Source organism: Bradyrhizobium sp. WBOS07 (genome assembly GCF_024585165.1).
GTDB classification, from domain to species: Bacteria; Pseudomonadota; Alphaproteobacteria; order Rhizobiales; family Xanthobacteraceae; genus Bradyrhizobium; species Bradyrhizobium japonicum_B.
In genome coordinates this window covers 5,147,135-5,173,788 of the sequence record NZ_CP029008.1, presented here as the reverse complement: position 1 = coordinate 5,173,788, position 26,654 = coordinate 5,147,135, and the positions used below count along the sequence as shown (strand labels likewise).

25 protein-coding genes are annotated in these 26,654 nt (G+C 65.3%); 6 read left to right on the top strand and 19 right to left on the bottom strand.

Annotated features, from left to right (window positions below; genetic code table 11):
* Positions 1–175: 175 nt before the first annotated feature.
* The 11 genes from ftsH to DCM79_RS24590 form a co-directional block, all read right to left on the bottom strand.
* Positions 176–2,101 (bottom strand): ATP-dependent zinc metalloprotease FtsH, encoded by a 1,926-nt coding sequence (gene ftsH, locus DCM79_RS24640; protein ID WP_097659839.1) that lies wholly within the window; start codon positions 2,099–2,101, stop codon positions 176–178.
* Positions 2,102–2,376: 275 nt separating this feature from the next.
* Complete coding sequence (tilS, locus tag DCM79_RS24635; protein WP_257176739.1) at positions 2,377–3,435, bottom strand: tRNA lysidine(34) synthetase TilS; 1,059 nt, start codon at positions 3,433–3,435, stop codon at positions 2,377–2,379.
* Positions 3,436–3,517: 82 nt separating this feature from the next.
* A complete protein-coding gene (gene ybgF / locus DCM79_RS24630) occupies positions 3,518–4,612 on the bottom strand; it encodes a tol-pal system protein YbgF (RefSeq protein ID WP_257176738.1) in 1,095 nt (364 codons plus the stop codon).
* A gap of 204 nt (positions 4,613–4,816) precedes the next feature.
* Positions 4,817–5,305, bottom strand: a complete 489-nt coding sequence (gene pal, locus DCM79_RS24625; protein WP_018317777.1) for a peptidoglycan-associated lipoprotein Pal — start codon at positions 5,303–5,305, stop codon at positions 4,817–4,819.
* A 265-nt stretch (positions 5,306–5,570) separates the two neighbouring features.
* On the bottom strand, positions 5,571–6,311 hold the full coding sequence (locus DCM79_RS24620) for a hypothetical protein (protein ID WP_049820397.1): 741 nt from the start codon (positions 6,309–6,311) through the stop codon (positions 5,571–5,573).
* A gap of 143 nt (positions 6,312–6,454) precedes the next feature.
* Positions 6,455–8,785 carry a bifunctional diguanylate cyclase/phosphodiesterase gene (locus tag DCM79_RS24615; RefSeq protein ID WP_257176737.1) on the bottom strand — a complete coding sequence of 777 codons (2,331 nt, stop codon included), beginning with the start codon at positions 8,783–8,785 and terminating at the stop codon, positions 6,455–6,457.
* Positions 8,786–9,024: 239 nt separating this feature from the next.
* On the bottom strand, positions 9,025–10,374 hold the full coding sequence (tolB, locus tag DCM79_RS24610) for a Tol-Pal system beta propeller repeat protein TolB (protein ID WP_257180838.1): 1,350 nt from the start codon (positions 10,372–10,374) through the stop codon (positions 9,025–9,027).
* A gap of 41 nt (positions 10,375–10,415) precedes the next feature.
* Positions 10,416–11,375, bottom strand: a complete 960-nt coding sequence (locus DCM79_RS24605) for a hypothetical protein (RefSeq protein ID WP_028138398.1) — start codon at positions 11,373–11,375, stop codon at positions 10,416–10,418.
* Positions 11,376–11,378: 3 nt separating this feature from the next.
* Positions 11,379–11,828, bottom strand: a complete 450-nt coding sequence (gene tolR / locus DCM79_RS24600) for a protein TolR (protein WP_220008967.1) — start codon at positions 11,826–11,828, stop codon at positions 11,379–11,381.
* Between the two features lie 43 nt (positions 11,829–11,871).
* Positions 11,872–12,588: a protein TolQ gene (gene tolQ / locus DCM79_RS24595; protein WP_028138400.1), complete on the bottom strand. Its 717-nt coding sequence runs from the start codon at positions 12,586–12,588 to the stop codon at positions 11,872–11,874.
* A 599-nt stretch (positions 12,589–13,187) separates the two neighbouring features.
* Positions 13,188–13,955, bottom strand: a complete 768-nt coding sequence (locus DCM79_RS24590) for a serine acetyltransferase (protein WP_257176736.1) — start codon at positions 13,953–13,955, stop codon at positions 13,188–13,190.
* Between the two features lie 305 nt (positions 13,956–14,260).
* On the opposite strand from DCM79_RS24590, the gene DCM79_RS24585 reads away from it, so the two are divergent.
* Positions 14,261–15,424, top strand: a complete 1,164-nt coding sequence (locus DCM79_RS24585; protein WP_257176735.1) for an acyl-CoA desaturase — start codon at positions 14,261–14,263, stop codon at positions 15,422–15,424.
* A gap of 161 nt (positions 15,425–15,585) precedes the next feature.
* Here the strand turns inward: DCM79_RS24585 and DCM79_RS24580 are convergent, their stop codons facing one another.
* From DCM79_RS24580 to DCM79_RS24565, 4 genes are all read right to left on the bottom strand, one after another.
* The gene (locus DCM79_RS24580) at positions 15,586–16,077 is read right to left on the bottom strand and encodes a DUF2852 domain-containing protein (protein WP_257176734.1); all 492 of its coding nucleotides are present in this window, start codon (positions 16,075–16,077) and stop codon (positions 15,586–15,588) included.
* A gap of 120 nt (positions 16,078–16,197) precedes the next feature.
* Positions 16,198–16,938, bottom strand: a complete 741-nt coding sequence (locus DCM79_RS24575) for a TetR/AcrR family transcriptional regulator (RefSeq protein WP_028138405.1) — start codon at positions 16,936–16,938, stop codon at positions 16,198–16,200.
* A 189-nt stretch (positions 16,939–17,127) separates the two neighbouring features.
* Positions 17,128–17,493, bottom strand: a complete 366-nt coding sequence (locus DCM79_RS24570) for a YciI family protein (RefSeq protein WP_257176733.1) — start codon at positions 17,491–17,493, stop codon at positions 17,128–17,130.
* Positions 17,494–17,551: 58 nt separating this feature from the next.
* Positions 17,552–17,956, bottom strand: a complete 405-nt coding sequence (locus tag DCM79_RS24565) for a YciI family protein (protein ID WP_257176732.1) — start codon at positions 17,954–17,956, stop codon at positions 17,552–17,554.
* Between the two features lie 199 nt (positions 17,957–18,155).
* Here DCM79_RS24565 and DCM79_RS24560 point away from each other — a divergent pair, with 199 nt between their 5' ends.
* The 3 genes from DCM79_RS24560 (at position 18,156) to DCM79_RS24550 (ending at position 20,405) form a co-directional block, all read left to right on the top strand.
* Entirely contained in the window at positions 18,156–18,944 is a 789-nt protein-coding gene (locus DCM79_RS24560) for an SDR family NAD(P)-dependent oxidoreductase (protein ID WP_257176731.1), read from the top strand.
* A gap of 126 nt (positions 18,945–19,070) precedes the next feature.
* The gene (locus tag DCM79_RS24555; protein ID WP_257176730.1) at positions 19,071–19,505 is read left to right on the top strand and encodes a hypothetical protein; all 435 of its coding nucleotides are present in this window, start codon (positions 19,071–19,073) and stop codon (positions 19,503–19,505) included.
* 540 nt (positions 19,506–20,045) lie between these two features.
* Positions 20,046–20,405 carry a hypothetical protein gene (locus DCM79_RS24550; RefSeq protein ID WP_257180837.1) on the top strand — a complete coding sequence of 120 codons (360 nt, stop codon included), beginning with the start codon at positions 20,046–20,048 and terminating at the stop codon, positions 20,403–20,405.
* 106 nt (positions 20,406–20,511) lie between these two features.
* Here DCM79_RS24550 and DCM79_RS24545 read toward each other — a convergent pair whose 3' ends face one another.
* From DCM79_RS24545 to DCM79_RS24530, 4 genes are all read right to left on the bottom strand, one after another.
* Positions 20,512–20,922 carry a VOC family protein gene (locus tag DCM79_RS24545; protein ID WP_257176729.1) on the bottom strand — a complete coding sequence of 137 codons (411 nt, stop codon included), beginning with the start codon at positions 20,920–20,922 and terminating at the stop codon, positions 20,512–20,514.
* 30 nt (positions 20,923–20,952) lie between these two features.
* Entirely contained in the window at positions 20,953–21,492 is a 540-nt protein-coding gene (locus tag DCM79_RS24540; RefSeq protein ID WP_257176728.1) for an SRPBCC family protein, read from the bottom strand.
* 114 nt (positions 21,493–21,606) lie between these two features.
* Positions 21,607–22,908 carry an RNA polymerase sigma factor gene (locus DCM79_RS24535; protein WP_257176727.1) on the bottom strand — a complete coding sequence of 434 codons (1,302 nt, stop codon included), beginning with the start codon at positions 22,906–22,908 and terminating at the stop codon, positions 21,607–21,609.
* Complete coding sequence (locus tag DCM79_RS24530; RefSeq protein WP_028138414.1) at positions 22,905–23,273, bottom strand: YciI family protein; 369 nt, start codon at positions 23,271–23,273, stop codon at positions 22,905–22,907. The genes DCM79_RS24535 and DCM79_RS24530 overlap by 4 nt, the downstream gene beginning before the upstream one ends.
* Before the next feature lie 141 nt (positions 23,274–23,414).
* Between DCM79_RS24530 and DCM79_RS24525 the strand changes: the two genes are divergently transcribed.
* A complete protein-coding gene (locus DCM79_RS24525) occupies positions 23,415–24,380 on the top strand; it encodes a glyoxylate/hydroxypyruvate reductase A (RefSeq protein ID WP_257176726.1) in 966 nt (321 codons plus the stop codon).
* 203 nt (positions 24,381–24,583) lie between these two features.
* On the top strand, positions 24,584–26,551 hold the full coding sequence (locus tag DCM79_RS24520; RefSeq protein ID WP_257176725.1) for a methyl-accepting chemotaxis protein: 1,968 nt from the start codon (positions 24,584–24,586) through the stop codon (positions 26,549–26,551).
* The last annotated feature ends 103 nt before the right edge of the window (positions 26,552–26,654 follow it).

Here is a 26,654-nt window from a genome sequence, read left to right as displayed (position 1 = left end):
GTGGCAAAACGGCCTAGGCGAGGACGGCGACGACCGAAACAGAGCGCTCTGGTTCGGCGGTGCTCGCTTTGCCGGAAGCAGCCAGCAGGATGTGGGCTCGCGAACGCGCACTCAGAGAACAGAAAAAAACGCGGCGTTTCCGCCGCGTTTTTCAATTCGGTGTGCCGCTGCTCGATTACGCCTGCGGCTGCGGCTCCAAGCCGGGATCCGCATCGGGCCGCGGGCGCGGCGACTTGCCGGCCGGAGGCACCGCGGAGGCGCGCGGAGTGGTCGGCTCGAGCACGGATTCGCGGTTCGGCTTCTTGCCCTTGAGCAGATCGACGATCTCGTCGCCGCTCAGCGTCTCGAACTCGAGCAGACCCTTGGCCAGCGCCTCGAGGTCGGCATGCTTCTCGGTGAGGATGCGGGTCGCTTCCTTGTAGCCTTCCTCGACCAGACGGCGGATCTCGGAGTCGATCTTCTGCACCGTCGCCTCGGAGGCGTTCTGCGTGCGCGACACCGACATGCCCAGAAACACTTCGTCCTGGTTCTCGCCGTAGGAGACCGTGCCCAGCTCTTCCGACAGGCCCCAGCGCGTCACCATCATGCGAGCCAGCCGCGTGGCCTGCTCGATGTCGGAGGCGGCGCCCGAGGTCACCTTCTCGCGGCCGAAGATCAGCTCTTCGGCGACGCGGCCGCCCATCATGATGGCGAGGCGCGAGGTCATCTGCTCCAGAGACATCGACAGCTTGTCGCGCTCGGGCAGCTGCATGACCATGCCGAGCGCACGGCCGCGCGGGATGATGGTCGCCTTGTGGATCGGATCGGTCGCGGGCACGTTGAGGCCGACGATAGCGTGGCCGCCCTCGTGGTAGGCCGTCAAGAGCTTCTCTTCCTCGGTCATGACAAGCGACTTGCGCTCGGCGCCCATCATCACCTTGTCCTTGGCCTCCTCGAACTCTGCCTGCGTCACCATCCGCTTGTTGCGGCGGGCGGCGGTGAGCGCGGCCTCGTTGACGAGGTTCATCAGGTCGGCGCCGGAGAAGCCCGGGGTCCCGCGCGCGATGGTCTTGAGGTTGATATCCGGCGCCAAGGGCACCTTACGGACGTGAACCTTGAGGATCTGCTCGCGGCCGACGACGTCGGGATTGGGCACCACGACCTGGCGGTCGAAGCGGCCCGGACGCAGCAGCGCGGGATCGAGCACGTCGGGGCGGTTGGTCGCGGCGATCAGGATCACGCCCTCGTTCGCCTCGAAGCCGTCCATCTCGACTAGGAGCTGGTTCAGCGTCTGCTCGCGCTCGTCATTGCCGCCGCCGAGACCGGCACCGCGGTGACGGCCGACGGCGTCGATTTCGTCGATGAAGATGATGCAGGGCGCGTTCTTCTTGGCCTGCTCGAACATGTCGCGCACGCGAGAGGCGCCGACGCCGACGAACATCTCGACGAAGTCCGAACCCGAAATGGTGAAGAACGGCACGTTGGCTTCGCCCGCGACCGCGCGTGCGATCAGGGTCTTACCGGTGCCGGGAGGGCCGACCAGCAGCACGCCGCGCGGAATGCGGCCGCCGAGGCGCTGGAATTTGCCGGGATCGCGCAGGAATTCGACGATCTCCTGGAGGTCCTGCTTGGCCTCGTCGACGCCGGCGACGTCCTCGAAGGTGACGCGGCCATGCGCTTCGGTCAGCATCTTGGCGCGCGACTTGCCGAAGCCCATCGCCTTGCCGGCGCCGCCCTGCATCTGCCGCGACAGGAAGATCCACACGCCGATCAGCGCGATGAAGGGCAGCCAGGAGACCAGCAGCGAGACGAACCACGGCACGTTGTCGCCCGGCGGCTTCGCGGTGATCTGCACCTTGCTGTCGTACAGGCGCTTCACCAGCGTCGGGTCGTTCGGCGCATAGGTCTGGAAGCTGGAGCCGTTGGTGAAGGTGCCATGAATGTCCGGGCCCTGGATCACGACGTCGCGCACATTGCCGCGGTCAACCTCGCTCAGGAGCTGGGAGAAGGCGATGTCCTGCGAGGAGGCCCGCTGACCCGGATTCTGGAAGAGCGTGAACAACGCCAACAGCAGCAAAACAATGATGACCCAGAGGGCGAAATTGCGCAGATTGGCGTTCATCGATCTTCCTTCGTGGTCGCGCGGATCGCGGCCTGGTCCTTCAGGAGTTACTTGGGCGAGCTAGAGAAAATCCCCAAGGAATCCTCTCGGTTACGCATACAATCTAGGTGCCGCCCGGGTCGCTGCCAAGGGAATGAGATGGGACTATTTAGCCCATCTTAGAGCGATTCCCGCTGAAAAAATGGCGCCCGGAGCGGGGTTCTTCCTGCCTGGTTAAGGTGTCCTGACGGTGCGGGGCCGAAATGGCTGGTGTCATGATCCGCCCTCGCCCACGCCTATCCGTCCTTGCGGCGCCTCGCCGGCGCCGGTGCGATGTGGATACGCCCGCCGGCGAGGCTGATCAAGGCTCCTGCAAGCGTCTGCTTCAGGACCGGCTGGCGACTGGCGCGGGCGCGGAGACTTGCCGCAATGGCCTGATCCAGCACGGACATCAGGGTTTCGACCTTGCCGAGTTCCGCAGGCCCTTCATGCCCGAGCGCGTTGATGGCCCGCAGCAGGAGCCGCAGCCGGACTTCATCCGGCAGGGCGGCAAAGGCCGCAGCCTCGAAGCTTCGCGCTCCCGACTGCGGCGCTTCGCCGCGATCCCGCAAACGGAGGAAGCGCTCGGCGCCGTCGGCCAGCACCTCGACCGCCGCATTGGCCCGCGCCAGCCTGGCCGCAAGCCGCGCCAGATTCCTGCTGTCGCCGCCCTCGGCCGCCAGAAGCGGCAGCAGCGCGCGCAGCCGCGGCCGGGTGAAGGCGGTGTCGCGGTTGGTGGGGTCGTCGGCAAAGCCGATCTTGGCCCGCTTCAAGGTCGCGACCAGCTGCGACTTCGGGACGTCGAGCAGCGGCCGCGCCAGCACGATGCCGTCGCGCTCGCTAAGAGGGGCCATGGCCGACAGTCCCGCAAGTCCGCTGCCGCGCAACAGGCGCATCAACAGCGTCTCGGCCTGGTCGTCGCGGGTATGGGCAGTCAGCACGTGGCTCGCGCCGACGGCACGGGCGGCGTCGGCGAGCAGACGGTAGCGCGCCTCGCGCGCGGCCGCCGGCAGCCCCGTCTTCGGCTTGGCGCCACGCCAGCGCAGGGTCCGGTGCGGCAGTCCGAGCTCGGCGGCGAGCCGCTTGACCTCGCGTGCCTCGCGCCCCGCCTCTTGCCGCAGGCCGTGATCGACCGTGACGACCGTGAGCAGCGGCGCGCGCGGAAGGCTGCGCTGCCAGCGCGCCGCAAGCCACATCAGCGCGACCGAATCGGGGCCGCCGGAGACGGCGAGCACCAGCGCCGGCGCGCTCTTCAGGCCGGCGAAGAGGCGGCTCGCCTCGCGGGTGGAGATCGGAGAATTGTCATCGTCTGACATGGCGCGGCCCGGCAATCGCCAGCGAATGGCGAGCGCAATCTAGCGCAGCGCCATCCGCTTTGTCAGTGATCCGCGCGGTGGATCAGCACTTCACCCGCTTCTGCTCGCGGTCCACCGCCGCTTTGACGCCGGCGGAGGCGCGCGGATATTTGCGGCCGACCTCGCCGAAGGCGGCGCAGGCGGCCTCCTTCTCCTTCAGGGCGGCGAGCGACTGGCCGAGCCGGAGCAGCGCATCCGGGGCCTTGGCCGATTTTTCGTATTTGGTGGTGACGGCGAGGAAGGCTTCCGCGGAGTCGCGATATTGCTGGCGCTGGAAGTAGCTCTCGCCGAGCCAATATTGCGCGTCTCCGAGCAGCGGGTCGCTCGGATATTTCTGCGCAAAATTCTTCATGGTCTGCTCGGCGAGCGCATAGTCCTTGCGCTGCATGTAGCCGATGCCGAGGTCGAACTCGTCGCGCGGCGTGGCCGAGGGCGGCAGCGTGGTCAAACCGGGGGCGCCCGCAGGCGCCGGATAACCGGGCTGGGCCGCCGGGGGTGCTGCCTGCGGCTGATAGCGCGGGCTGGTGTTGGCGAGGTCGAGCGGCTCGCCGGCGCCGCGACCGCCGGGCGAGCCGATCTGGCCGCCGGGCGAGCCAATCTGGCCGCCGGGCGCTCCGACCTGGCTGCCTGCCGACATCGGTTGCTGCCCGCCGCCGAGCGCGCGCGGCGCGCCGGGCGCGTTCGGGTTCTGGTTGGGATCGAAGGCATCGCCGCGGCGGCGTGTGCCGGGGGCGCCGGGCGCCGGCTGTTCCTGAACGATCGGCGCGGGAGACGCGATCTGCGGCTGCCCGTAATTCGGCTGCGCGGCCTGCTGCTGCGGCTGGCGATAGCCCGGCGCGACCTGACTTGGTGCGATCTGGGCGGGCGGCATCGCCGCGGCGCTGGGCGCCTGTCCGGGCACGGCCTGCGCGCCGCCCTCGAACGCCCGCAGCCGCTCCTCGAGCTGGCGGTTGCGGTATTGCAGCTCTTCGTTCTGGCCGGTGAGCTGGCGCAGCTGGTTCTCCAGCCGCTCGATCCGCATCTCGGGATCGGCATCATCCGATTGCGCGAAGATCGACTGCGCAAGTGCGGGCGAGCACAAAGAGAGCAGCGCGGCGGTCGCCACGGTGCCGGTAATTGCCTTGAATTTCGATGACATCTTGCCCTGACGACGAAAGCGACGTGGCGCGCGGCGGACCATTCGCCGCGCCACACAATGAGAAAGGGAGTACGCCAAAACTGGGACTGCCACCAAGAGGTTTTAGGTCACGGATTGCTGATACGAAACCGGCGCCCGAGAGGGCGCCGGCATAATCGGTTTCTGAAGATGAACGGCGCCTGACCGACCGTCAGGATCTCGGCGTCAGGAGCTCGCGTTCAGCACGGTGACGGCGCGACGGTTCTGCGACCAGCACGAGATGTCGTTACAGACGGCGACCGGCCGCTCCTTGCCGTAGGAGATCGTGCGCATGCGGTTCGGATCGATGCCGCGCGAGGCGAGGAACGAACGCACCGACTGGGCACGGCGGGCGCCGAGCGCGATGTTGTATTCGCGGGTGCCACGCTCGTCGGCATGACCTTCGACGGTGAAGCTGTAGCGCGGATAGGTCTGGAGCCACTGCGCCTGCTTCTCCAGGGTCACGATCGCCTGCGGCGTCAGATCGGTCTGGTCGCTTTCGAAGAACACGCGGTCGCCGACGTTAACGACGAAATCCTGCTGGCTGCCGGGCGTCGCCGCATTGGCCATCGCATCCGTCGCGGCATTCTTGTTGGCGCAGGCGCCCATCGACAGCGCGACGGCGAGCACCGCGACCAGCTTCAATCCCTGGAGGATACGCATAGGATGTTTCATTCCGGAGCCTCCACGCTCACGTTAGTCCACTGCTGTCCGGTCTACAGGGGGTTGGTTAAGCGAACGTTCCGTCAACCTTGACGGAACCTTGCCTCAGCCGATCAAATGCCCCCAACCGGCGAAAAGCACCCGTCATGGTTAATGGGTTGTAAATGTGGCGCGAGGGTGAAGGCAAGCGTCCGAACCGGCGAAACCGGCCAAAATAAGCCCGGTCCGGGCCTGGCGCTGGACGGCAGCTCGGTTCGAGGGCAGGCCCCGACGGCTCTCAGGAATAGACGACCAGCTTTGGACGTTCGGAGGCCAGTTTGGGCGAGACGCCGCTCAGCGATGACGCACTGCTGGGCCCAAACAGCATGCGTCGCTCGAAGGCACTCGAGCGCATGATCGGAAAACGCGTTAACACTCTTTCCCGCACGGCGCGGAAGTCGGACGCCATCAACGCGACCTTTGCCAAGGCATTCGGGAACAAGCGCGGTTCTGCGATGGTCTCGTTGAGAAAGACGCGCCGATAGAACGCCTCGTGCGCGGGACGGACGAGCGCGAGCCCGGTATCGGCATTGAAATGCTCGCAGGCCAGGAAGACGAGCCGCACCGTCACATAAGGCAGCTCCGGAAAACACTTGGCTTTTTCCGGGCTTGCGACGAAGCGGGCCGGATCGATGAAGACTTCGCCGCGATCGAGGCGGGGGTGAAGAACGTCGCCGAACAAGTCGGTGGTGCAGGACGCCCGCTGTTCTGACGTCAGCACGTGAAGACGGATAGAGCTGCAGAGCTCTCCGTCGACATACACTCCGAAGATCCGGGCATTGGGTGCATCGTCGTAGCTATCGCTGTAGCGCTCGGACTCCGACGGCGGAATCAATCCGCCACGCGTATAGGCCCGATAGCGCATCTGATAGAGCTGATCTTTCTCCTCAGGAGTCTCGATGGATCGGTAGTCGACGCGGTCGAACAGCGCTCCCCCCCGCACAGAGAGCGAAGCGCGCGGTTCGGCTTCGGGCTTCATCCAACATTCCTCGACTGACAAACAACCCTCGCGGGTGGAATAGGATTAACACCTTCTTAACGCCGGTGCAATTGAAGCACCGGGTTAGGGTTAACCCTGCCGGTCGCCGAAAATCAGGGATTTCCCGCAGTTTTACGGAGGTGTCAGGCGATCGATCGCGAGGCGATGGTCAGCTGATCGTCGGGCGAGCGGCGGCCGTGCGAGGCATTCAGCAATTGCCGAACCCGAATGGCGGGCACCGGCCGGCTGAAAAGATAGCCCTGCCCTTCGGTGATGGTGCCGTCGGCGCTGATCAGCTCGAGCTGCTCGTTGGTCTCGATGCCTTCGACCACCACCGACATGCCGAGATCGGCGGCCAGCCGCGCCACCCCGCGCAACAGCGTCAGGGGCCGATCGGTATCGATGCCTTCGAGGAAGGAGCGGTCGATCTTCACCTTCTGCATCGGGAAATTGTGCAGATAGCTCAGGCTGGAATAGCCGGTGCCGAAATCGTCGAGCGAGATGCGCACGCCGAGCGCATGAAGCTGCGAGAGGATGTCGTGCGTGAGCTGGGTGTTGCGCAGCAGCGAGGACTCGGTGATCTCGATCTCCAGCCGATGCGTCGGCAGGCCCGAGACTTCAAGCGCATAGCGGATCTCGCTTAGCACGTCGCGCTGGTGGAATTGCTGAGGCGAGAAGTTGACCGCGACGCTAACGCCGTCCGGCCACTTCATGCACTCCATGCAGGCCCGCCGTAGAATCCAGCGGCCGAGATCGACGATCAGGCCCATGTCCTCGGCGACCGGGATGATGTCGACCGGCGAGACCGTGCCGCGCACCGGATGGTTCCAGCGCAGCAGCGCCTCGCAGGTGGTGATCTTGCCGGTCTTGAGGTTGACCAGCGGCTGATAGAACAGCTCGAATTCCTCGTTGGCGAGCGCCTTGCGCAAGTCCAGCTCCAGGATGCGGCGGGCCTCGACGGTCGCCGCCATCTCGTCGCGGAAGAAGCAGAAGGTGCCGCGGCCGTCGGCCTTGGCCCGGTACAGCGCCATGTCGGCGTTCTTGAGCAGCGTGTCGGCGCTGGCGCTGCCGTCCGGCGAGGTCAGCGCAATGCCGACGCTGGCGCCGATCTCGACGAGGTGATTGTCGATGCGATAGCGCTCGCTGAGGCGCTCGACGATGCGGCGGGCGAGGCTGGCGGCGTCCTCCGGCGAAGAGATGTTCTGCTGGAACACGACGAATTCGTCGCCGCCGAAGCGGGCGACGAAATCGTCGGGCCGCAGCATCTCGCGCAGGCGATTGGCAACCGCGCACAACAGCTGGTCGCCGCAGGGATGGCCAAGCGTGTCGTTGACCTGCTTGAACTGGTCGAGGTCGACGAACAGAAGTGCGGAGAGGCGCTCGGCATGATGCGAATTCGCCAGCAGCCGCTCGATCTCGTCGTGGAAGCTGACCCGGTTGGGCAAGGCCGTGAGCTCGTCGTAGCGGGCAAGATGGGTGATCCTCGCCTCGGCGTTCTTACGCTCGGTGATGTCCTCGATCAGCATGACCGTGCCGCCATCGGCCATTGGCTGGAAGGTCCACGACAGCGCGCGCCCACGCGCGATATCCGGATCCGAGGTCAGGAGCTCGCGGACCCGTCCGTCCTCGATCTCCCGGAGGATCAGGTTGCCGTTCTCGGCCGAGATGGAGCCGCCGCTGACGCAAGCCGCGATGATTTCAGACGCATTGGGGCCGCGCTGGACGAGATCGTCGGGCAAATTCATCATTTCGCTGAAACGATGATTCATCACCGCAAGCTGACCGTCGACACGGAACATGCACAGGCCATGGGGCATGTTGTTCAACGCGCTGTCGAACTGGCCCGCCAGGGCCGCTTCGCGTTCGCGCGCCACGAGCGCCCGCATGAATATCCTGTGCAGATTGGCCGAGATTTGTATGACGGCCACCAGAAACGCGGCGCACAGGACCGACATGACGATGTAATAGGGCGTGCCACGCCACGCCAGCGCGACCACCGTCGAACCGAAGCAAAGCGTAGCCTGCAGCTGGTATATCCATTGCCGTCCGTACGCCCGGCCTGCACCACCCGCCACGAAGCCCGTGGTCGTGGAGAGAGAGATCATATGGGCGACGGCATCGTCGCTGACCAACAGCGTGGTGGTGCTCCAGATGCCGACGGCGGCGGCCTGGATCATCGCCCCGATCTGATGCCGGTTCTTCCATCGCGCCGCTTCGTCGGTGGTCAGCGTCGACTTGCGCATCTGGTACCGCCGCAAGTCGAACGCCCGGATAGCGCCGGCGAGGATCAGGAGCGCCACACACGCCCAGATCAAAGGTTCTCCCGTCTTCAGCGCGGTCGCGGCCGCCGCAACGACGCCGAAGACAAGCCCCGTCAGCAAGGGAGCTGGCGTTTCGAACAGCGAATCGATCAGCGCGGCCGAAATCCTCGGCGACGCTGGCTCAGGTTCTCCGCTCTGGCTTGCGAACTGCATTGGTGTTTGTACGCGCGTCCTGTTTGGCGCGTACTTTTACCCGGCTCAGGTGAAGTCTTTCTGAGGGAACATCGTTAAAGTCGAGTTGTTTTTCGGTAATGCCGAACCAATTCCAGCTTAAAAATCAAGCAATTAGGCAAGCCTTGCCGGGCACAAGGTGAAGAAAGGCTTACCCGCCTGGTCGAAAGTGAGAAAATCGGCGCGATTTTCGAAAAGATCGCGCGTTCCAAACCCGCGTTCTATTGACCCGCCGTCGAGGACAGCAACGGCGACCAGGCCGGGTCGGAGGCGAAGCCCGGCGTCGGCACCTTGAGCTCGTTGCGACCGGAGATGTCGACGCTGTACAGCGAGGGCCCGCCATTGCCGCCGGGGTCGCGGAAGAACATCAGCACGCGGCCGTTCGGCGAGAAGGTCGGACCTTCGTTGTGGAAGCCGGAAGTCAGCAGCCGCTCGCCGGAGCCGTCGGGCTTCATGACACCGATCGCGAACTGCCCGCCGCCTTGCCTCGTGAAGGCGATGTAGTCGCCCTTCGGCGACCACACCGGGGTCGAATAGCTGGCGTTGGTGTCGTCCTTGGAGAAGGAGATCCGCTGCGCCTGCCCGCCGCCCGCCGCCATCACGTAGATCTGCGACCGGCCGCCGCGATCGGATTCGAAGCAGATGCGGGTGCCGTCCGGTGAATAAGACGGCGAGGTGTCGATCGCCGGCGTGTCGGTGAGGCGCGTGGTCGAGCGCGAGCGCAGGTCCATCACGAACAGGTTGGAATTGCCGCCCTGCTGCAGGCTCATGATGACGCGCTGGCCGTCCGGCGAGAAGCGCGGCGCGAAGGTCATGCCCGGGAAGTTGCCGACGATCTCGCGCTGGCCGGTCTCGATGTTGAAGAGATAGACCTTCGGATCGCCCTGGCCGAACTCCATGTAGGTGATCTCTTGCGAGTTCGGCGAGAAGCGCGGCGTCAGCACGAGGTCGGAGCCGCGGGTCAGATAGCGCACATTGGCGCCGTCCTGGTCCATCATCGCCAGCCGCTTGACGCGGCGTTCCTTCGGGCCGCTTTCGTCCACGAACACCACGCGACTGTCGAAATAGCCCTTCTCGCCGGTCATCCGCTCGTAGATCTGGTCGGAGATGATGTGGGCGATGCGGCGCCAATATTCCGGCGAGGTGAAATATTGCTGGCCGGCGAGTTGCTGGCCGGAGATGACGTCCCACAGGCGGAATTCGGCCTTCAGCCGGCCATCGGGCTGCCGCGTCATGCGGCCGGTGACGAGGGCCTGCGCGTTCAGCGTCTTCCAGTTCTGGAATTGCGGCGCGACGTCCATGTTGCTGATGCGCTCGATGAAGGCGGCCTGGTCGATCGGCGCGAACAGGCCCGAGCGCTTCAGATTGTTGGTGATGACCTGCGTGACGCCGTTACCGACGTCGCCGTCGGCGGGTGAGCCGGGCAGGAAGTTGGTGATCGCGATCGGAATCGGCTGGAATGCCGTGGGATCGATGCGCAGGCGCCCATCCTGCCCTTGAGCGAAGGCGCGTCCGCTCCCGAGCATCGCAAGCGTCGATCCGGTCAGCGTCATGAAGCGGCGGCGGTTCATCGATCGGACGTCATTCATTGGAAAATTCTTTTGTTCGGATGTCACAACATGTCTTTCAGGCCGAAAGTCATCGGAATGAGCTTCCAGCTCTCGTACTGCTGCTTCGGCATGAACGAATAGACCTGACACTGCACGATGGCGCGCTTGGCACTCTCGGCAATGGCCTGAGCAATCGAGCGGGACGGTCCACGTACGGCGACGACGATCGGCTCCGAAGCCAGCGATCCGTCGATCTTCATGGGAATGTCGATGTCGGCCTCGTACTGATCGGCATCCTGGCCGTTATAGGTGGGCGTGAAGCAGCGCTTGACTGCGCCCTGGAACGCACCGCGCCAGGTCGCGACATTGTTGGCGGCGGTCCCTGTCGCAGCTCCCAGCGAGGCCGATGCATTCAGCGCCGAGCCGGTCTGCTCGTGCCGGGTCGCGGCCCGCTTGTCGAGATCACGCTGGATCTGGGCCGGATCGAAGGTGCGCTCCTTCGGCTTCGGCTGCTGCTGCGGCTGCACCGCCGCGACCTTCTGCTCCACGGGCTTGGGCGGCGGCTTCTTGGTGTCCAGCTTCTTCTGCAGCTCGGCGATCGGATCTTCCTTGGCCGGATCAGGCTTTTTCTCCTGCGGCTTCGGCTCTTCCTTCGGCTTCGCCTCGGCCACGGGCTTCGGCGGCTCCGGCTTCTTCTCGACCGGCTTTTCGACGGGCTTTGGCGGCGGCTCGGGCTGCGAATTGGTCTTGATCAGCTCTTTCTTCTCGGTGACCTTGCCGACCGCGTCTTCCTCGGGCTTGGCTTCCGCGATCTTCTCGACCTTCGGCTTCGGCTCTTCCTTCTTGCCGGTCTTCTGCCCGGCCATCATCTTGGCGAGCTGATCGGTGGAGATGATGTCGACCGGCAGCGACTCCTCAGGCGCGATGTAGGCCTTGCTGCTGAAGGTGACGAGCCCCCATCCCAGCACGAGGACGTGGAGGGCAATCGACGCAACGAGTGTCTTGTCGACGTTCACCTTCACCGCTTACCCCTGATCCGCTTCCGTGACGAGGGCGAGCTTCTTGAATCCGGCGCCGGACAACAGGCCCATCACCTTGGCCACCGTGCCGTAATCCGCCTTCTTGTCGGCGCGCAGATAGATGCGTTCCTCGAGCCCGCCGCGCGCGTCCGTGATCGCCTTCAGCTTGGGAACCAGCTCGTTGATTGCGATCTCGGAATCGTTGATGAACACCTTGCCCTTGATGTCGACCGACATCTGGATCGGCTTCTGGTCGTTGTTCTCGAGGCTCTTGGCCTGGGTCTGCGGCAGGTCGAGCGGCACGCCGACCGTGAGCATCGGCGCCGACACCATGAAGATGATGAGCAGCACCAGCATCACGTCGACCATCGGGGTGACGTTGATCTCGGCCACGACGGGCTTGCGCCGGCCGCGGCGCCCGCCGCCGCCGGACGAACTCGCAACGTTCATCGCCATGATCGCGTGCCCAAATTGCCCTTCACACTATACATGCCGCCGGTCAGCCCCGCTCGTCGATCTGACGCGACAGAATGGCGGAAAATTCATCGGCGAAGCCTTCCAGCCGCTGGGCCTGCCGGTTCACCTCGGACGTGAACTTATTGTAGAAGATAGTGGCGGGAATGGCGGCGATAAGGCCGACGGCGGTCGCAAACAGCGCCTCCGCGATGCCCGGCGCCACCACCGCCAGAGAGGTATTTTTCGACGCCGCGATCGACTGGAAGCTCGACATGATGCCCCAGACCGTGCCGAACAGGCCGACGAAGGGGCCGGCGGAGCCGACGGTGGCGAGCACCAGCAGGCGGCGTTCCAGCCGCTCGACCTCGCGGGCGATCGAGACGTTCATGACCTTGTCGATGCGCATCTGCAGACCCGCGACCGAGCGGGCATGGCTCTCGAACGACCGTTTCCACTCGCGCATCGCCGCGACGAAGCACGCTGCCATCGAATGCGTCGGCTTGGCCGAGAGCGTGCGATAGAGCTCCTCGATCGATTCGCCGGACCAGAACGCCTGCTCGAAGCGGTCCATCGAGCGGCGGGTGCGGGCAAACAGGAAGATCTTGTCGATGGCGATGGCCCAGACCCAGACCGAGCAGGCCAGAAGCCCCAGCATCACCGCTTTCACGATCCAGTGAGCCTGCCAGAACAGCGCGATCAGCGACACGTCCGCGGAAGCGGCAACCGGAAGGGCTGACTGAGCCACGTCGGCCGGATTCATAAGCAGTATCCTCTCAAGGCGATCGTTACCCGATGTGCCGGCCAGCAAATGGCTGCCGGTTCCCCAATGACCGCGCTACAACCGGCGCGGCCGGCAAGCCCGCTCAAAGCCTTGTCTTTCGGGGGTGCAGGGGCTCGTCCAAAGCCGGCCCCCTGCATTCCCTGCCAAGATGTCAAAACTATGGGCCTTTGGCCCCGGGCCTTGACGGGCCTCGGCTTCGGGCTTTGGGCGCGACTGCCCGCCCTTACCAGAGCCCGGCGTTGGTTAATGCGAGGTTACCAGGGGTGAATTGGGCGGCGGGAAAGGCAGGCGGCGCAGGCCGTTGGCATCCGGACGAGCCCCGTCCGCCTCCCGGACGCACCGCAACGCCTCTGAATTGCGGTGCTGAACCCGGACCCAGAGGGAGATGGTCTACCGGCATCGCGTCGCGGTGCTGGATGCGCCGGACCAGACCAGCTCGGAGCTGGTCACGCCCCAGCACGGCGGCGAGTGCCGCCGCCGCGGGGCCTGAATCAACGACAAGTCGTCGGGGCAGACCTCGGCGACCATGCCTCGGCTCCGGTCGGGCCGCCCGCCACGCCGCTTGATGTGTTCGCGCCTCAAGCCGCCGGCGCGGGCTCGGGGCAGTTGGTCAATCGCGCGGGATTTCCAACCGCGGTGCAGCCAAAGGGAACGTCGGAGGTCACGACCGTGTCGGCGCCGATCCTGGCGCAATCGCCTATCCGGACATCGCCCAAAATGGTCGCGCCCGCACCGATGAACACGCCACGGCCGATGCGCGGCGAGCGTGGCGGCAGCTCATTGCTGCGGCCGATGCTGACATTCTGGAGGATGGTGACCTCGTCGCCGATCACGACGTTGGCGCCGATCACAATGCCAGTGGCATGATCGAGATAGACGGACGCGCCGATGCTGGCCGCCGGATGAATGCTGACCTGCAGGACGTTCGACGCCTCGTTCTGAAACAGCAGCGCCGCATCGCGCTGGTCGCGATGCCAGAGCCAGTTCGAGACGCGCCAGGCTTGCAGCGCGACATAGCCTTTGAAATGCAGCAGCGGCGCCAACAGGCCGGCGATGGCAGGATCGTTGCGTACGATGGCCTGCAAGTCGCGGCCGGCCGCTTCGATCAGCTCCGGCGAAAAGTGAAAAGCATCGCGGGAAAAGGCAGCGAAGCGCGCCTGCCCTGCGGGATTGCCGCCCAGCCTGCGCCCGATGAGATCGGCCAGAGCCGCCGCAAGACCGTCATGCGCGAGGACGGTCTCGGCGAGCGACCTGCCGAAGACCGGATCGGATGCAGCCGCACGCTGCGCCTCACCGCGAATCTGCTGCCACAGGCGATCGTTCGTCGCGGTCACAGCTGCCGTCATCGCCGCCTCCGGTCTGGGGCTTCCTTCAGGTCTCAAACATAGTCCGCGCGCCCCCTCCGCACCATGCCGCTGCAACCTGAGCAGCATGCCGCAGCTCCCCGTGAGGCTACGAGCTTGCATGCCAGGCATTCGCAACCATATAGTCAGTCGAATCGTCGGCCGATGCTGCCTTGGCCGAAATGTCCATGCAAAGCAGCTCGTGCAAGCCCCGCGGTGGTCCGCCATCCGCGGGTTTTTCGTATCCGGCGGCCCTCACTGCTGCCGACACGAATCCCGCATCCCAATACCTGAGGTCACGCCAAGACATGTCGCCCAACGCGCCCGCTGACGACCACCACGACGACATCATGTATCCCTCCGCCGTGCCGTTCCTGCTGGTCCATCTCGGCTGCGTTGCAGCGATCTGGTCGGGCGTCACATGGCAGGCCGTCGCAATCTGCGTCTCGTTGTACATCGCGCGGATGTTCGGCGTCTGCGCCGGCTACCATCGCTATTTCTCGCATCGGGCGTACGCGACCAGCCGGACGTTCCAGTTCATGCTGGCGTGCCTGGCGCAAAGCAGCGCGCAAAAGAGCGTGTTGTGGTGGGCGGCCAAGCACCGGCACCATCATCTGCATTCCGACACCGAGAGCGACGTGCATTCGCCGCGTCATCGCGGCTTCCTGTACAGCCATCTCGGCTGGATCTTCTACCGCCGGCACGATGCGACTGACCTCGTCAAGGTCGGCGATCTCGCGGCCTATCCCGAGCTGATGTGGCTGCATCGGCTCGAGCTGCTGCCGGCGATCGTGCTTGCGGCGCTCTGCTTCCTGGTCGCGGGATGGTCGGGTCTGGTGGTCGGCTTCCTGTGGAGCACGGTGCTGCTCTATCACGCCACCTTCTGCATCAATTCGCTCGCCCATGTGCATGGACGCAAGCGCTACGTGACCGGCGATGATTCCCGCAACAACTGGCTGCTGGCGCTGTTCACCCTGGGTGAAGGTTGGCACAACAATCACCACGCCTACCAGAGCAGCGTGCGTCAGGGCTTCCGCTGGTGGGAGATCGACATCACCTATTACGTCCTCAAAGTGCTGTCCTGGCTCGGAATCGTCTGGAACATGAAAGCGCCGCCCGAACAGGTGCTGCGCAACGAGCAGCCGCTCGGCGCCCGGGTCATCAAGCGGGCGGCCATCGAGCTCGCCGAACGGTTCGATGCCCAGAAGCTGGCGCATGCGATCTCCTCGGCGCGGCGTCGGGCCGATCTCGCCCAGCTGCAACTGCCGACGCTGCACGACATCCTCAATCGCGCGCATGACGGCGTGGACGCACTGACACACCTGCATCTGCCGAAGATACCGACCCGCGATGAGTTTCTCACTGAAGCCAGGGCGATCTTCGCGCGAACACGATCGCTCAACGAGATCGTGGATCACGCCTACGCGCACTTCCTGGCTTCGGTTCAAGCCCAGCTCGTGACAGTGCGCTGAACGCGCCGGGTCATGCGCCTTCGATCAAACGGATCGGGGCCCGTGCCCACGTTCCCAAAGCCAAACCGCCCGCCTGCGGGTTGCGCAGACGGGCGGCTCAGGGCCATCAGGACTTTGGGGGCATGCGCCTGAAGGCTTTGAGAGGTGTCAGGCCTTGAAGGTCAGCCCTGCTGCTGGTCGGTCGGCGGCGGGGTCGGACGGGTCTTGTGCTGCGCCATGAACTGGTCGAACTCTTCCTTGTCCTTGGCGTGACGCAGACGGTCGAGGAAGTTCCTGAACTCGACCTGCTCTTCCTCGAGCCGGCGCAGCGTTTCAGAGCGGTACTCATCGAAGGCGCGGTTGCCGGAGGACGGCGGGCCGAAGCCAAAGCCGAAGCCGCTGCGCTCCATGCGGCCGCGCATGCGGTCCATCTTGTACTGCATCCGCTCCATCTTGTTCTGCCAGCGATCCTGGTTGCTCCAGCACGACATTCTTCTGCTCCCGAGTGTGAAAAAGAGAAGGGCAAGTCCGATCGGCCACCAGATGATGAAGCCGAGGATGGTCACGGCGATCCAGCCGGGATGCCAGGGCGTATCGAGCATGCGGGGACGCTCGTACCGTTGGTATTGGTCCGAAGGGCCGCGCCAGCGATTGACGTCAGCGGTGTAGGCCATTTCCCATCTCCATCACGGCACCAGCGCCGTTGTGAATGTAAATAACATTTACATAGCTAAACCATCCCCCGATTTTGTCAAGCTGGGCGCCAGACACGCCCGCGTGATTATTGCGTCAGTCTATTTCGGCTTGCCCCAGGGCCCCCCGGGCGGCACTCCGGAACCGGAGGATGCCTCCGGTGGCACCGGTGGCGGCTCGGCGCCTTTCGCCGGTGGGCGGCGGTCGGTCGGGAAGCCGAGACCGCGCAGATAGATCAGCACCTCGGCCTCGAGCAGCTCGTCCGGAGACATCGGCAGTTTTCGCCGCGCCGCGTCGCCGCGGGAGAACAGCGAAGCCACGCCATGCGCCATGGTCCAGATGTGCAGCGCCATCATCATCGCCGGCGGCCGCGGCATGCCGGGCGGCGCAAGCGCTGCAAGCCGCTCGGCCGCGGCGCGAATGATGTTGAACGCCCGCTCGCTCGCCGCCTGCAGCGCCGGATTGGCGTCGACCGGCAGACCGGACTCGAACATCGCGTTGTAGAAGGCGGGCTCCTCGCGGGCAAAGGCAAGATAGGCCTTGCCGACGCGTTCGAACGCGGTGACCGTGTCGGGACGGCCGTCGTCCCAGGCCGCGGTCAGGCGCGCCTCGAATTGCTCGAAGCCGCGCTGGGCAATCGAGGACAGCAGCTCGTCACGGTCGCGGAAATGCCTGTAGGGCGCCGCCGCGCTGACGCCGGCCATGCGCGCGGCATCGGCGAAGGTGAAGCCGGCCGCGCCCTTCTCGGCGATCAGCCCGAGAGCGGCCTGCAACAAGGCCTCCTTCAGATTGCCGTGGTGATAGCCGCGCTCGGCGCGGCGCTGTTCCTTGCGCCAGCTCATGTGAACGAGCTTTACATGAGGCGGGCGCGAAGGTCACTAGCGGCGGCCGAGTTTGATAACCGTATCCTCCGCAGTCATTCCGGGGGCGATGCGCCAGCATCGAACTCCGGTGCGCGCTTGCGCAGCTGAGGATCTCGAGATTCCGGGTTCGGTCCTGCGGACCGCCCCGGAATGACGATCCACTCGAACCTACATCTGCGGAATCGGCAAGACGGGCATGACCTCGATCGCCTCGCCCGGGAAGATGGCAAAGTGCGGATGGTTCTCGAACAGCTTGGCAGCCTCCTCTTGCGAGGCAGCGCGCACCACCGTGAAGCCGGTCAGTGCGTTGCTGATCTCGGTGATGCCGCTTCCGTCGATCCTGCGGGTCTTGCCGAGCGGGCCGCCCAGCTCGACGATGACGTCCTTGTGCTTCTCGACCCAGCCATGCCAGGCGGCCATGCCCTCGCGCTCTCTGGCCTTCCGTTCGGCCTCGGGCATCGCGTGCCAGGCCTTCATCTTTTCGCCGCTCATGCTGCCGAGATAGACGGCGAGGAATTTGTGTTCGGTGCTCATCGGTCTCTCCTTTGTTGATACGTTGATGACAGCCGCGATCTGGTCGCGACCGCCGCCGCTATGTCTTCAGGTCGTCGAAACCGGCCGCGGCGGCCTGCACGTCGGGCGGAAAGTCGGCCAGCTCCTGCACCTGCCGGATCTCGATGATTTCGTTCGGCGAGGCCGGGCACTGCTTTGCCCAGGCAATCGCCTCGGCCCGCGAGGCAACCTCGATCATCCAATATCCGCCCAGGACTTCCTTGGCCTCGGCGAATGGGCCGTCGGTGACGATGGGCTCGCCGGTCGCAAACGAAACCCGTGCGCCCATCGACGGCGGATGCAGGCCGTCGAGCGTGATCAGCACGCCTGCGTCCTTCAGCGCCTCGTTGTAGCGCATCATCGCCGCGACCCGCTCGGGATCGAGCTGGACGTCCGGCGGCGCGGCTTCGTAACCGAGCGGGATCATCAACATCATGAATCGCATGGAATGTCCTTAACGCTTCTTCGTCATTTCCGGAGGCGCCGAACGGGGCCGCGCTCCCCTGCAAGACGAACGGTCCCAGTCGGAACCGACACCGGGACGGGAATAATTTTCGTCGGCCAGGTTCCTCATCGAGACCAAAGCGAAGTAAGAAGGGGCCCGCGCTCGCGCGAGCAATTCTCGACAAAGGACCGATCAGCCGATGCCCCCTGCCCTGCAAAAAGTCGCCCTCGTCACCGGAGCCGCGCGCGGCATCGGGGTCGCGACCGCGAAGAAGTTTCTGGCCGAGGGTTGGCGTGTGGCGCTGCTCGACATCGAGGGCGAGCTGCTCGGCCGGGCGGTCGCTGAGATCAACCAGAGCGAGGCGACGCTGGCGCTGACCTGCGACGTCTCGGACGCCGCCGCAGTGAGCGATGCGATGGCGGAGGTCGAGCGCCGGTTCGGCCGGCTCGATGCGCTCGTCAACAATGCCGGCATCGCGGTGTTCGCGCCGCTGATGGAAACATCCGAGGCCGATTGGCGCCGCGTCCTCGAGGTCAACCTCACCGGCCCCTTCGTCTGCACCAAGGCGGCCGTGCCCTTGATGCGCGAGGGCCATGGCGGGGCCATCGTCAACATCACCTCGATCTCGGCGGTGCGCGCCTCGACGCTGCGCTCGGCCTACGGCACCAGCAAGGCCGGGCTCGCGCATCTGACCAAGCAGCTCGCGGTCGAGCTTGCCTCGCTCAACATCCGCGTCAACGCGGTCGCGCCGGGGCCGGTCGACACGGCGATGGCGAAGCAGGTGCATACCAAGGAGATCCGCGCCGACTATCACGACGCCATTCCGCTCAACCGCTACGGCCTGGAGGAGGAGCTTGCGGAAGCGATCTACTTCCTGTGCTCGGCAAGTGCGAGCTACATCACCGGCCAAATTTTGGCCGTTGATGGCGGCTTCGATGCAGCCGGCATCGGCCTGCCGACGCTGCGCGGTCAGAGGCGGAACGGGTAGGTACAGATGTTGTATTTGTAGGGTGGGCAAAGGCGCGCGAGCGCCGTGCCCACCACATCACTGCGGTGGGCACGCTGCGCTTTGCCCACCCTACGGAACTACGAAACCGAGCTGTTGGAGTGCTCCATGCGACGCGCTTTCGTCAAAGCCCTGATGCTCGCATCGGCACTCCTTGCCATCACGCCCGCCGCCGCGGAAATCCGCATCATCCAGTCGCCGGGCGGACAAGTGGGGCCGTTCCTCGATTTGTTCGAGAAGGTGCGCGAGAGTGGCGAGCGCGTGGTGATCGACGGCCCTTGCCTGTCTGCCTGCACACTGGTGCTGAGCGTCGTGCCGGAAGAGCGCATCTGCGTCACCAAGCGCGCCGTGCTCGGCTTCCATGCGGCACGTTCGGTCGACCGGCGCGGGCGCCTTTATGCCGAACCGGAAGCATCGGTCGCGGTGCTTGCCGCCTATCCCGGCCCGGTCCGCGACTGGATCAGCCGCCGCGGCGGCCTCAGCTCGCGATTGCTTCTGCTCAAGGGCCGTGATCTCGCCGCGATCTATCCGCGCTGCCGCTGACGAATTCGCCAGCCGCACCCAGGCGACATGAATAAGTTCTTATGTGAACCGCGTCACATCAAAGGCATTTGGCGTGGCCGGCCCGAGGCCATACGGTGGGTTCCCTGTGCTCACACCCAAAGTGCGCACCGGGTCTCTACGCCATCACGCTTGGGCTGCCGTCAATAAAGCGTCTGAATCACCGGCCCCAGCTTCATGCTGACGCAGATAAGCATTCCCCACAGGGCAAAATTGATCTGTAGCGCCGCCGCCATCGGTCGCTCCCCTTCAAGTGACGTCCACCCCAGCTTTTTAGATTTTATGAATCACCAATAGCGATTCTGACGTGCAGATTACAGCCCAATATTGCGTCAATTGTTGTGCGATGCGGTTCGTCTGGTTTCACGAAGCGGCCTCACTGCTCGCGCAAAGTCATGCGAATCGTGAGTTCATTGCTCGGCCATGCCGGCCAACTCGTTTGCTTTAAGTTCCAATTGACCGACGCTGTGCGAGTCTCCTGCGCGGGGCTTGCGCATTGCGCGACGAAATCTGGGTCCGGCATTGATGCGAAACGGCTTCATCTTGCTCACTTTCTGCACAGCGCTGCTGGGATGTGCAGTCGCGCCGGCGCAGGAGCGTCGCCCGATCGCATGGGATGGCCTCGGCCAAGACCCGAACAAGAGCGCCAGACGCCCTCATATCGCGAAACCGCGCGCCACAAATCCCGCGCCCGCGGCAAGCGATCCCAATCAGGAGCGGCAACGTGTGCTCGACACCTTGCGGCCATACTCCGAGGCGTGGTGGGCGGTTCACGACGAGATCGAAGCGGAGAACGACAGGAAGCTCGGCACCAAGCTCGTGATCTGCCCCCGTTGTGTTCAGCCGCGGCAGGACGACGACGTGACCGGATCGACCCGCTGAGCGAGTTCACGACGGGTTCGATCGTGACGGGCCCGTGCGTCCCCTCTCCCGCACAGATGGAGAGAGGGGATCGCGGCTCAACCGATCATGCATGCGGTCGCGGGCGTCACATTTCTTCCGGACAATTCACCATCCAGGGAATGCCGAACTTGTCGACGCACATGCCGAAGCCCTTGGCCCAGAAGGTCTTGCTGAACGGCATGGTGACGGAGCCGCCCTCGGCGAGCGCGTTGAACTTGCGCTCGCCATCGGCGGGATCCTTGACCGTGAACGAGATCGAAAAGCCTTGCGGCTTGCTGAAATGCTCCGGCGGCACGTCGGACGCCATCAGCACGCTGCCGTCGGGCAGCGACATCCGTGCATGCATGATCATGTTCTCGCGGCCGGGCGCCGCGGGCATGTCCGGCGGCGCGTCCGACGAGCGCATCATCGCGTCGATCTTGCCGCCGAGAACCTTCGCGTAGTGATTGAACGCCGCTTCGCAAGTGTCCTGATAGAACAGATACGGATTGAGCATGGTTTCTCTCCTCTTCATTTGCGGTGAGGCTTAGTGCTTCTCGGTCAGCTGCTTCAGGCTGGCGAGACCGGCCTCGAAATCCTTGCCGATCATGCTGTCCATGTTGATGAAGACCTGCATGATCTTGGATATGAACGGAGCCGGACCGTACATCGCCCATGTGACCAGAGTGGCATCGCCTTGCGGCACAAAGGTGAACTCGGCGGTATTGTGCCCCTCGAACGGCCGTTCGAAATCGAGCTTGATGCGAAGCTTGGACGGCCCGTTCGCCTCGAGGATCTCCATACGGCCGGCGCCGACATTGTTGTTGCCGTCCCAGGCATAGGTCGCGCCCTTGCCTTCCGCAGGTCCACCGAAACTGCGCTTCATGGCGGGATCGCGGTTCTCATAGGGGGACCAGCCGGTCCAGCGGCGGAAATCGGCGACCTCCGGATAGATCGCACCGGCCGGCGCCTTCACCGCGAGGCTACGCTCGACGCGGAGGGTGTCGGGTTTCGTCAGCGCGAAGACGAGGACGCCCGCAAGTCCGGCGACGAGCAGGATGGCGATGATGGCAATGGCTTTCAGCATGAGGGGCTCCGTGGATACGGGCCTAGGACGAACGGGGGTGGCAAGGGCCGACAATTCGGAAACGGATTTTTTGGCAAAGTCCTCACCCCACGTCATGGCCGGAGGCAGATGCGCCTATGTCGCCTTCGCACCCTGCCTCGTGCCGCCGTTGGGTTGCTTCGGCTGGCTGTCCCGGATCAGGCGATCGAGATGCATGCGGATATGGGCGGCTTCCGCCGACGTGTTGGCCAGCGCAATGGCGCGGTCGAAGGCGATGCGGGCTTCGTCGTTGCGGCCGAGCTGCATCAGGAAGGCGCCGCGCACGCCGTAGAAATGGAAGTAATTGGCAAGCTTCGAAGCCAGCGGCTCGATCAGATCGAGCGCGGCTTGCGGCCCCCGCACCTTGGAGACCGCGACCGCGCGGTTGAGGGTGACCACGGGAGAGGGCTGCACGACTTCGAGCGCGCCATAGAGCAGGTCGATCTGCGCCCAGTCGGTCTGCTCCGGTGCCGACGCGCGGGCATGCAGCGCGGCGATCGCGGCCTGGATCTGGTAGGGCCCGCTGCGGCGATGGCGCATCGCCTTGTCGATCAAGGCAAGGCCCTCCGCGATCATGGTCCCGTTCCACAATGAACGGTCCTGATCGTCGAGCAGGATCAGCGTGCCGTCCCCGGCGAAGCGCGCGGCGCTGCGCGCATGCTGCAACAGGATGAGCGCGGTCAGCCCCATGATCTCCGGCTCGCTTGGAAACAACCGCAGCAGCAGCCGTGCCAGCCGGATCGCCTCCTCGCAGAGCGGCTTTCTGATCTCGGCGGTGTCGCCGCTCGCCGAATAGCCCTCGTTGAAGATCAAATAGATCATCGCCGCGACGCCGGCGAGGCGCTCTGAGCGCTCGACCGCGCCGGGCGCCTCGAACGGCGTCCCCGCCTCGGCGACCTTCGCCTTCGCACGGGTGATGCGCTGCTCCATCGCCGCCTCCGAGACCAGGAAGGCGCGCGCGATCTGCTTCACGGTCAGGCCCGAGACGATGCGCAGCGCCAGCGCGATCTGCTGCGTCGCCGGCAATTGCGGATGGCAGCAGATGAACATCAGCCGCAGGATGTCGTCGCGGTAGTGCGAGCCGTCGAGCCGCTCGGCCAGCGCACCCTCGGCGTCGTCGAGATCGGAGATCGCCTGGTCGTCCTCGGGCAGCGGCTGCTGCCTGCGCGTGCGTCGCACCTCGTCGATGGCGACGTTGCGGCCGACCATGATCAGCCAGGCCGCAGGATCGCGCGGCGGACCATTCTGCGGCCAGGTCTTCAGCGCGCGCAGACACGCGTTCTGGAAGGCCTCCTCGGCCGTGTCGAGGTCGCGGAAATAGCGCAGCAGCGCGCCGACCGCCTGGGGTCGCGCCGAGGTCAGCGCAGTCTCGATCCAGGCGGTGTCGGCCTCGCTCACGTCAGGTTTCCTCCGGGCCGGAATACGCCGACGGGGCGCACCTCATAGGCACCGCCGGGATTGGCGGCGCCGAGATCGCGCGCGACGTCGAGGGCCTCGTCGAGATTCTTGCAATCGACGATGTAGAAGCCGAGCAGCTGCTCCTTGGTCTCGGCATAGGGGCCGTCGAGCACCAAGGGCGGGTCCTCCTTGCGCAAGGTCGCCGCCGCCGTGGTCGGCAGCAGCCGCGCCACGGGCCCAAGCCGACCTTGGCTCGTGAGCTTCTCCTGCACCACGGCGAGCTTCTTCATCACGGCCTCGTCCTGCTCCTTGCTCCAGGAGCCGACGAAGTCCTCATCGTGATAGCAAAGGATGGCATAGAGCATGGGCGGCACTTTCCTCGTCTGTTCTGAAGACGCGCCAATATGCCCCGCTCCGACAGCACTGCGGAAAAAATTTGCAAGAAAAATCCGGCAGATCGTGGCAAGGAGGGCCTTCTTCAGCGGAACCTTGACGAGGCACTTCGAATGACCATGGGTACACTGGCCGTCCTGATCAACAGCACGCAGCAGAACTGGCTGCCGGAGCGTTGGAAGGCCCGGTTCGACACGGTCTGCGATGGTCGCCGCGTGGTGCTGCTGCCCGATGCCGGGCTCGATCCGGCCGAGGTGCACTATGCCGCGGTATGGAAGCCGGTGCCGGGCGATCTGGCCGCCTTCACCAATCTGCGGGCGATCTTCAACCTCGGCGCCGGCGTTGACGCGCTGATGGCGGACAAGAGCCTGCCTGACGTGCCGCTGGTCCGCGTCGCGGTGCCCGATCTCACCAACCGCATGACCGAATATGTCGTGCTGCATGTGCTGATGCACCACCGCCAGGAGCTCTATCTCCGGCAATCACAGCGCGAGAAGCGCTGGGAGCCGAAATATCAGTGGCCGGCGAGCGCAGTGACGGTCGGCGTCATGGGGCTGGGAACGCTGGGAGCCGACGCCGCCGACGTGCTGCGGCGGCTCGGCTTCCGTGTCGCCGGCTGGAGCCGCAGCCCGCGCACGATCGACGGTGTCGAATGCTTCCATGGCACTGCGGGCATGGATGCCTTCCTGCGCAAGACCGACATCCTGGTCTGCCTGCTGCCGCTGACGCCGGAGACGCACGGCATCCTCAACCGCGACGCCTTCGCAAAGCTCAACCGCAACAGCCCGCTCGGCGCGCCCGTGCTGATCAATGCCGGCCGCGGCGGCCTGCAGAACGAAGCCGACATCCTGGCCTGCCTCGATGACGGCACGCTGGGCGCCGCCTCGCTCGACGTCTTCGTGCAGGAGCCGCTCGCAGCGGACAGCCGGTTCTGGACCCACCCCAAGGTGGTGCTGACGCCGCACAACGCAGCCGACACCGATGCCGACGCGATCTCGGCCTATGTCGCCGAGCAGATCGCGCGGTTCGAGGCGGGCGGCGCTCTGGAGAACGTGGTGGACCGGGCGCGGGGATATTAGGCACTCGGGATTTTGCCAACGCTGGCGCGGCAAATTCTGTGTCATCCCCGCGCACGCGGGGACGACAGCGTTTGTGGGGCAGGCAGACTGGCGCTCTAACCTCCCTCCCCCACAACCTCCGCGCTCCGCCGGTATCCCGTTCACCCTCTCTTAGCGAGACGTTGATATGAGTCGTTAACCAACGCTCAAACAGCGAGCAGGACATGCGCACGCGCCTCGGCCTCAGGATGCGGATCACGGTTGCCCTCGCGGTGACGGCGGCGGCAACTGCCTTGTTTGCCGTGCTCGGGGCGATGTGGATCATCGCCGGGATCATCGATCGCGCCGATCAGCGCGAGCTGCGCAGCCATTATGATGCCCTTCAGTCGCGCATTGCCGAGGAATCCCGCCGCGCCGCCGCCATGAGCGCCGTCGTGGCCGCGATGCCGGCGACGCAGGACGCGATGGCCAAACAGGACCGCAACGCCCTGGTCGGCCTGTTCGGGCCGGTGTTTGCCGCCACCAAATCCGAGTACGGCGTCGATCAGTTCCAGTTTCATGTGGCGCCGGCGACATCGTTCCTGCGGGTGCATCAGCCAGCCAAATTCGGCGACGACCTCTCCGGCTTCCGCAAGACCGTTCTGCTCGCCAATCAGGAGCATAAGGTGGTAGTCGGGCTCGAAGGCGGCGTCGCCGGGCTCGGCATCCGCGGCGTGGTGCCGATCGCGCAAGGGGCCAAGCATCTCGGCACGGTCGAATTCGGCCTGACCTTCGGCCAATCCTTCCTCGACGATTTCAAGGCGAACCGCCGCGTCGACGTCGCCTTCCATCTTGCCGACGGCTCCGGCTTCAAATTGTTCGGTGGCACGCTGAAGGGCAAGAGCTTCTTCGACGCGGCCGATTATGGCCGCGCCGCCGCTGGCGACTTCACCGTGAGGCAGGCCAAGCTCGACAACACGCCGGTCGCGGCGCTGCTTGGGCCGATCAAGGACTTCTCCGGAAAGCCGCTCGGCGCCGTCGAGCTGGTGATGGACAATTCCGATTACGAAGCTTCGGCCGACCGCGCCTGGCTGCTCGCCATCGGCATCGCCGCGCTCGGCCTCGTGCTGGCCGCGATCGTCGGCTATCTCATCGCCCGCGGCATCTCGCGTCCGATCATCTCCATCACGTCCGTCATGCGCGAGCTGGCCGATGGACACCTCGACGTCGCCATTCCGGCCAGCAAGGCCAATGACGAGGTCGGCGCGATGGTGAAGGCGGTGGCGGTGTTCCGCGACAATGCACTGCGCTTCAACGAGCTTCAGGCCGAGCAGCTGAAGGCCAAGGAACAATCCGAAGCGGAGAAGCGGCGGACCTTCGCCGCGCTTGCCGACAATTTCGAGGCCAGCATCCGCGACGTCGTCACCACGGTGTCCTCGGCTGCGGTCGAGATGGAGCATACGGCGCGTTCGATGTCGGCCATCGTCGAGCAGTCCCGGCAGCAGACGCGCGCGGTGTCGTCGGCCTCGGCGCTGGCCTCGGAGAACGTGCAGACCGTCGCGGCCGCAGCGGAGGAGCTGTCCTCATCCATGACCGAGATCAGCCGCCGCCTCACCCATGCGACCGAGGTGGTCGGCAAGGCCGCCAGCGACGGTCGGCAGTCGAATGCACGCGTGCAGAGCCTGGCGGAAGCCGCACAGAAGATCGGCGACGTCGTCTCCTTCATCAACGGCATCGCCGGCCAGACCAATCTGCTGGCGCTGAACGCGACGATCGAAGCGGCGCGCGCGGGCGAAGCCGGCCGCGGCTTTGCCGTGGTCGCTTCCGAGGTCAAGGCGCTGGCGACGCAGACGGCGAAGGCGACCGAGGAGATCGGCGCTCAGGTCACCGCGGTGCAGGGCGAAACATCGGGCGCGGTGGATGGCATCCAGTCGATCTGCGCGACGATACAGCAGGTCGACGAGATCTCCGCGGCGATTGCCGCTGCCGTCGGCCAGCAGGGCACGGCGACGCAGGAGATCGCTCAGAACGTCCAGCAGGCGGCCGCCCGCACCGGCGAGGTCTCGCAGAACATCGCGGGCGTCACCGACGGCATCGCAGCCACCGGCACGGCGGCGGAGGAAGTGCTGGGTTCGGCGATCGAGCTGTCGAACCAATCGCAGCGGCTGCGGGACGAGGTGGATCGCTTCCTGGCACAAATCCGCGCGGCGTAATTGGACGAAGGCCGGCGCGGCATACTCACTGTCGTCCCCGCGAAGGCGGGGACCCATAATCACAGGAAGCGGTTGTAGCGCTAAGTGGTAACTCCGAGTCCTC

What these genes read in the sequence shown, in the direction of transcription:
- DCM79_RS24620 (WP_049820397.1), bottom strand. Translation starts at nt 6,311, where the DNA reads ATGAAGCCCGAAGCCGAACCGCGCGCTTCGCTCTCTGTGCGGGGGGGA.
- tolB (WP_257180838.1), bottom strand. Translation starts at nt 10,374, where the DNA reads ATGAACCGCCGCCGCTTCATGACGCTGACCGGATCGACGCTTGCGATG.
- tolR (WP_220008967.1), bottom strand. Translation starts at nt 11,828, where the DNA reads ATGGCGATGAACGTTGCGAGTTCGTCCGGCGGCGGCGGGCGCCGCGGC.
- DCM79_RS24590 (WP_257176736.1), bottom strand. Translation starts at nt 13,955, where the DNA reads ATGACGGCAGCTGTGACCGCGACGAACGATCGCCTGTGGCAGCAGATT.
- DCM79_RS24565 (WP_257176732.1), bottom strand. Translation starts at nt 17,956, where the DNA reads ATGCGATTCATGATGTTGATGATCCCGCTCGGTTACGAAGCCGCGCCG.
- ftsH (WP_097659839.1), bottom strand. Translation starts at nt 2,101, where the DNA reads ATGAACGCCAATCTGCGCAATTTCGCCCTCTGGGTCATCATTGTTTTG.
- DCM79_RS24520 (WP_257176725.1), top strand. Translation starts at nt 24,584, where the DNA reads ATGCGCACGCGCCTCGGCCTCAGGATGCGGATCACGGTTGCCCTCGCG.
- DCM79_RS24570 (WP_257176733.1), bottom strand. Translation starts at nt 17,493, where the DNA reads ATGAGCACCGAACACAAATTCCTCGCCGTCTATCTCGGCAGCATGAGC.
- DCM79_RS24585 (WP_257176735.1), top strand. Translation starts at nt 14,261, where the DNA reads ATGTCGCCCAACGCGCCCGCTGACGACCACCACGACGACATCATGTAT.
- pal (WP_018317777.1), bottom strand. Translation starts at nt 5,305, where the DNA reads ATGAAACATCCTATGCGTATCCTCCAGGGATTGAAGCTGGTCGCGGTG.
- DCM79_RS24545 (WP_257176729.1), bottom strand. Translation starts at nt 20,922, where the DNA reads ATGCTCAATCCGTATCTGTTCTATCAGGACACTTGCGAAGCGGCGTTC.
- DCM79_RS24555 (WP_257176730.1), top strand. Translation starts at nt 19,071, where the DNA reads ATGCGACGCGCTTTCGTCAAAGCCCTGATGCTCGCATCGGCACTCCTT.
- DCM79_RS24525 (WP_257176726.1), top strand. Translation starts at nt 23,415, where the DNA reads ATGACCATGGGTACACTGGCCGTCCTGATCAACAGCACGCAGCAGAAC.
- DCM79_RS24560 (WP_257176731.1), top strand. Translation starts at nt 18,156, where the DNA reads ATGCCCCCTGCCCTGCAAAAAGTCGCCCTCGTCACCGGAGCCGCGCGC.
- ybgF (WP_257176738.1), bottom strand. Translation starts at nt 4,612, where the DNA reads ATGTCATCGAAATTCAAGGCAATTACCGGCACCGTGGCGACCGCCGCG.
- DCM79_RS24530 (WP_028138414.1), bottom strand. Translation starts at nt 23,273, where the DNA reads ATGCTCTATGCCATCCTTTGCTATCACGATGAGGACTTCGTCGGCTCC.
- DCM79_RS24575 (WP_028138405.1), bottom strand. Translation starts at nt 16,938, where the DNA reads ATGAGCTGGCGCAAGGAACAGCGCCGCGCCGAGCGCGGCTATCACCAC.
- DCM79_RS24580 (WP_257176734.1), bottom strand. Translation starts at nt 16,077, where the DNA reads ATGGCCTACACCGCTGACGTCAATCGCTGGCGCGGCCCTTCGGACCAA.
- DCM79_RS24615 (WP_257176737.1), bottom strand. Translation starts at nt 8,785, where the DNA reads ATGCAGTTCGCAAGCCAGAGCGGAGAACCTGAGCCAGCGTCGCCGAGG.
- DCM79_RS24540 (WP_257176728.1), bottom strand. Translation starts at nt 21,492, where the DNA reads ATGCTGAAAGCCATTGCCATCATCGCCATCCTGCTCGTCGCCGGACTT.
- tolQ (WP_028138400.1), bottom strand. Translation starts at nt 12,588, where the DNA reads ATGAATCCGGCCGACGTGGCTCAGTCAGCCCTTCCGGTTGCCGCTTCC.
- tilS (WP_257176739.1), bottom strand. Translation starts at nt 3,435, where the DNA reads ATGTCAGACGATGACAATTCTCCGATCTCCACCCGCGAGGCGAGCCGC.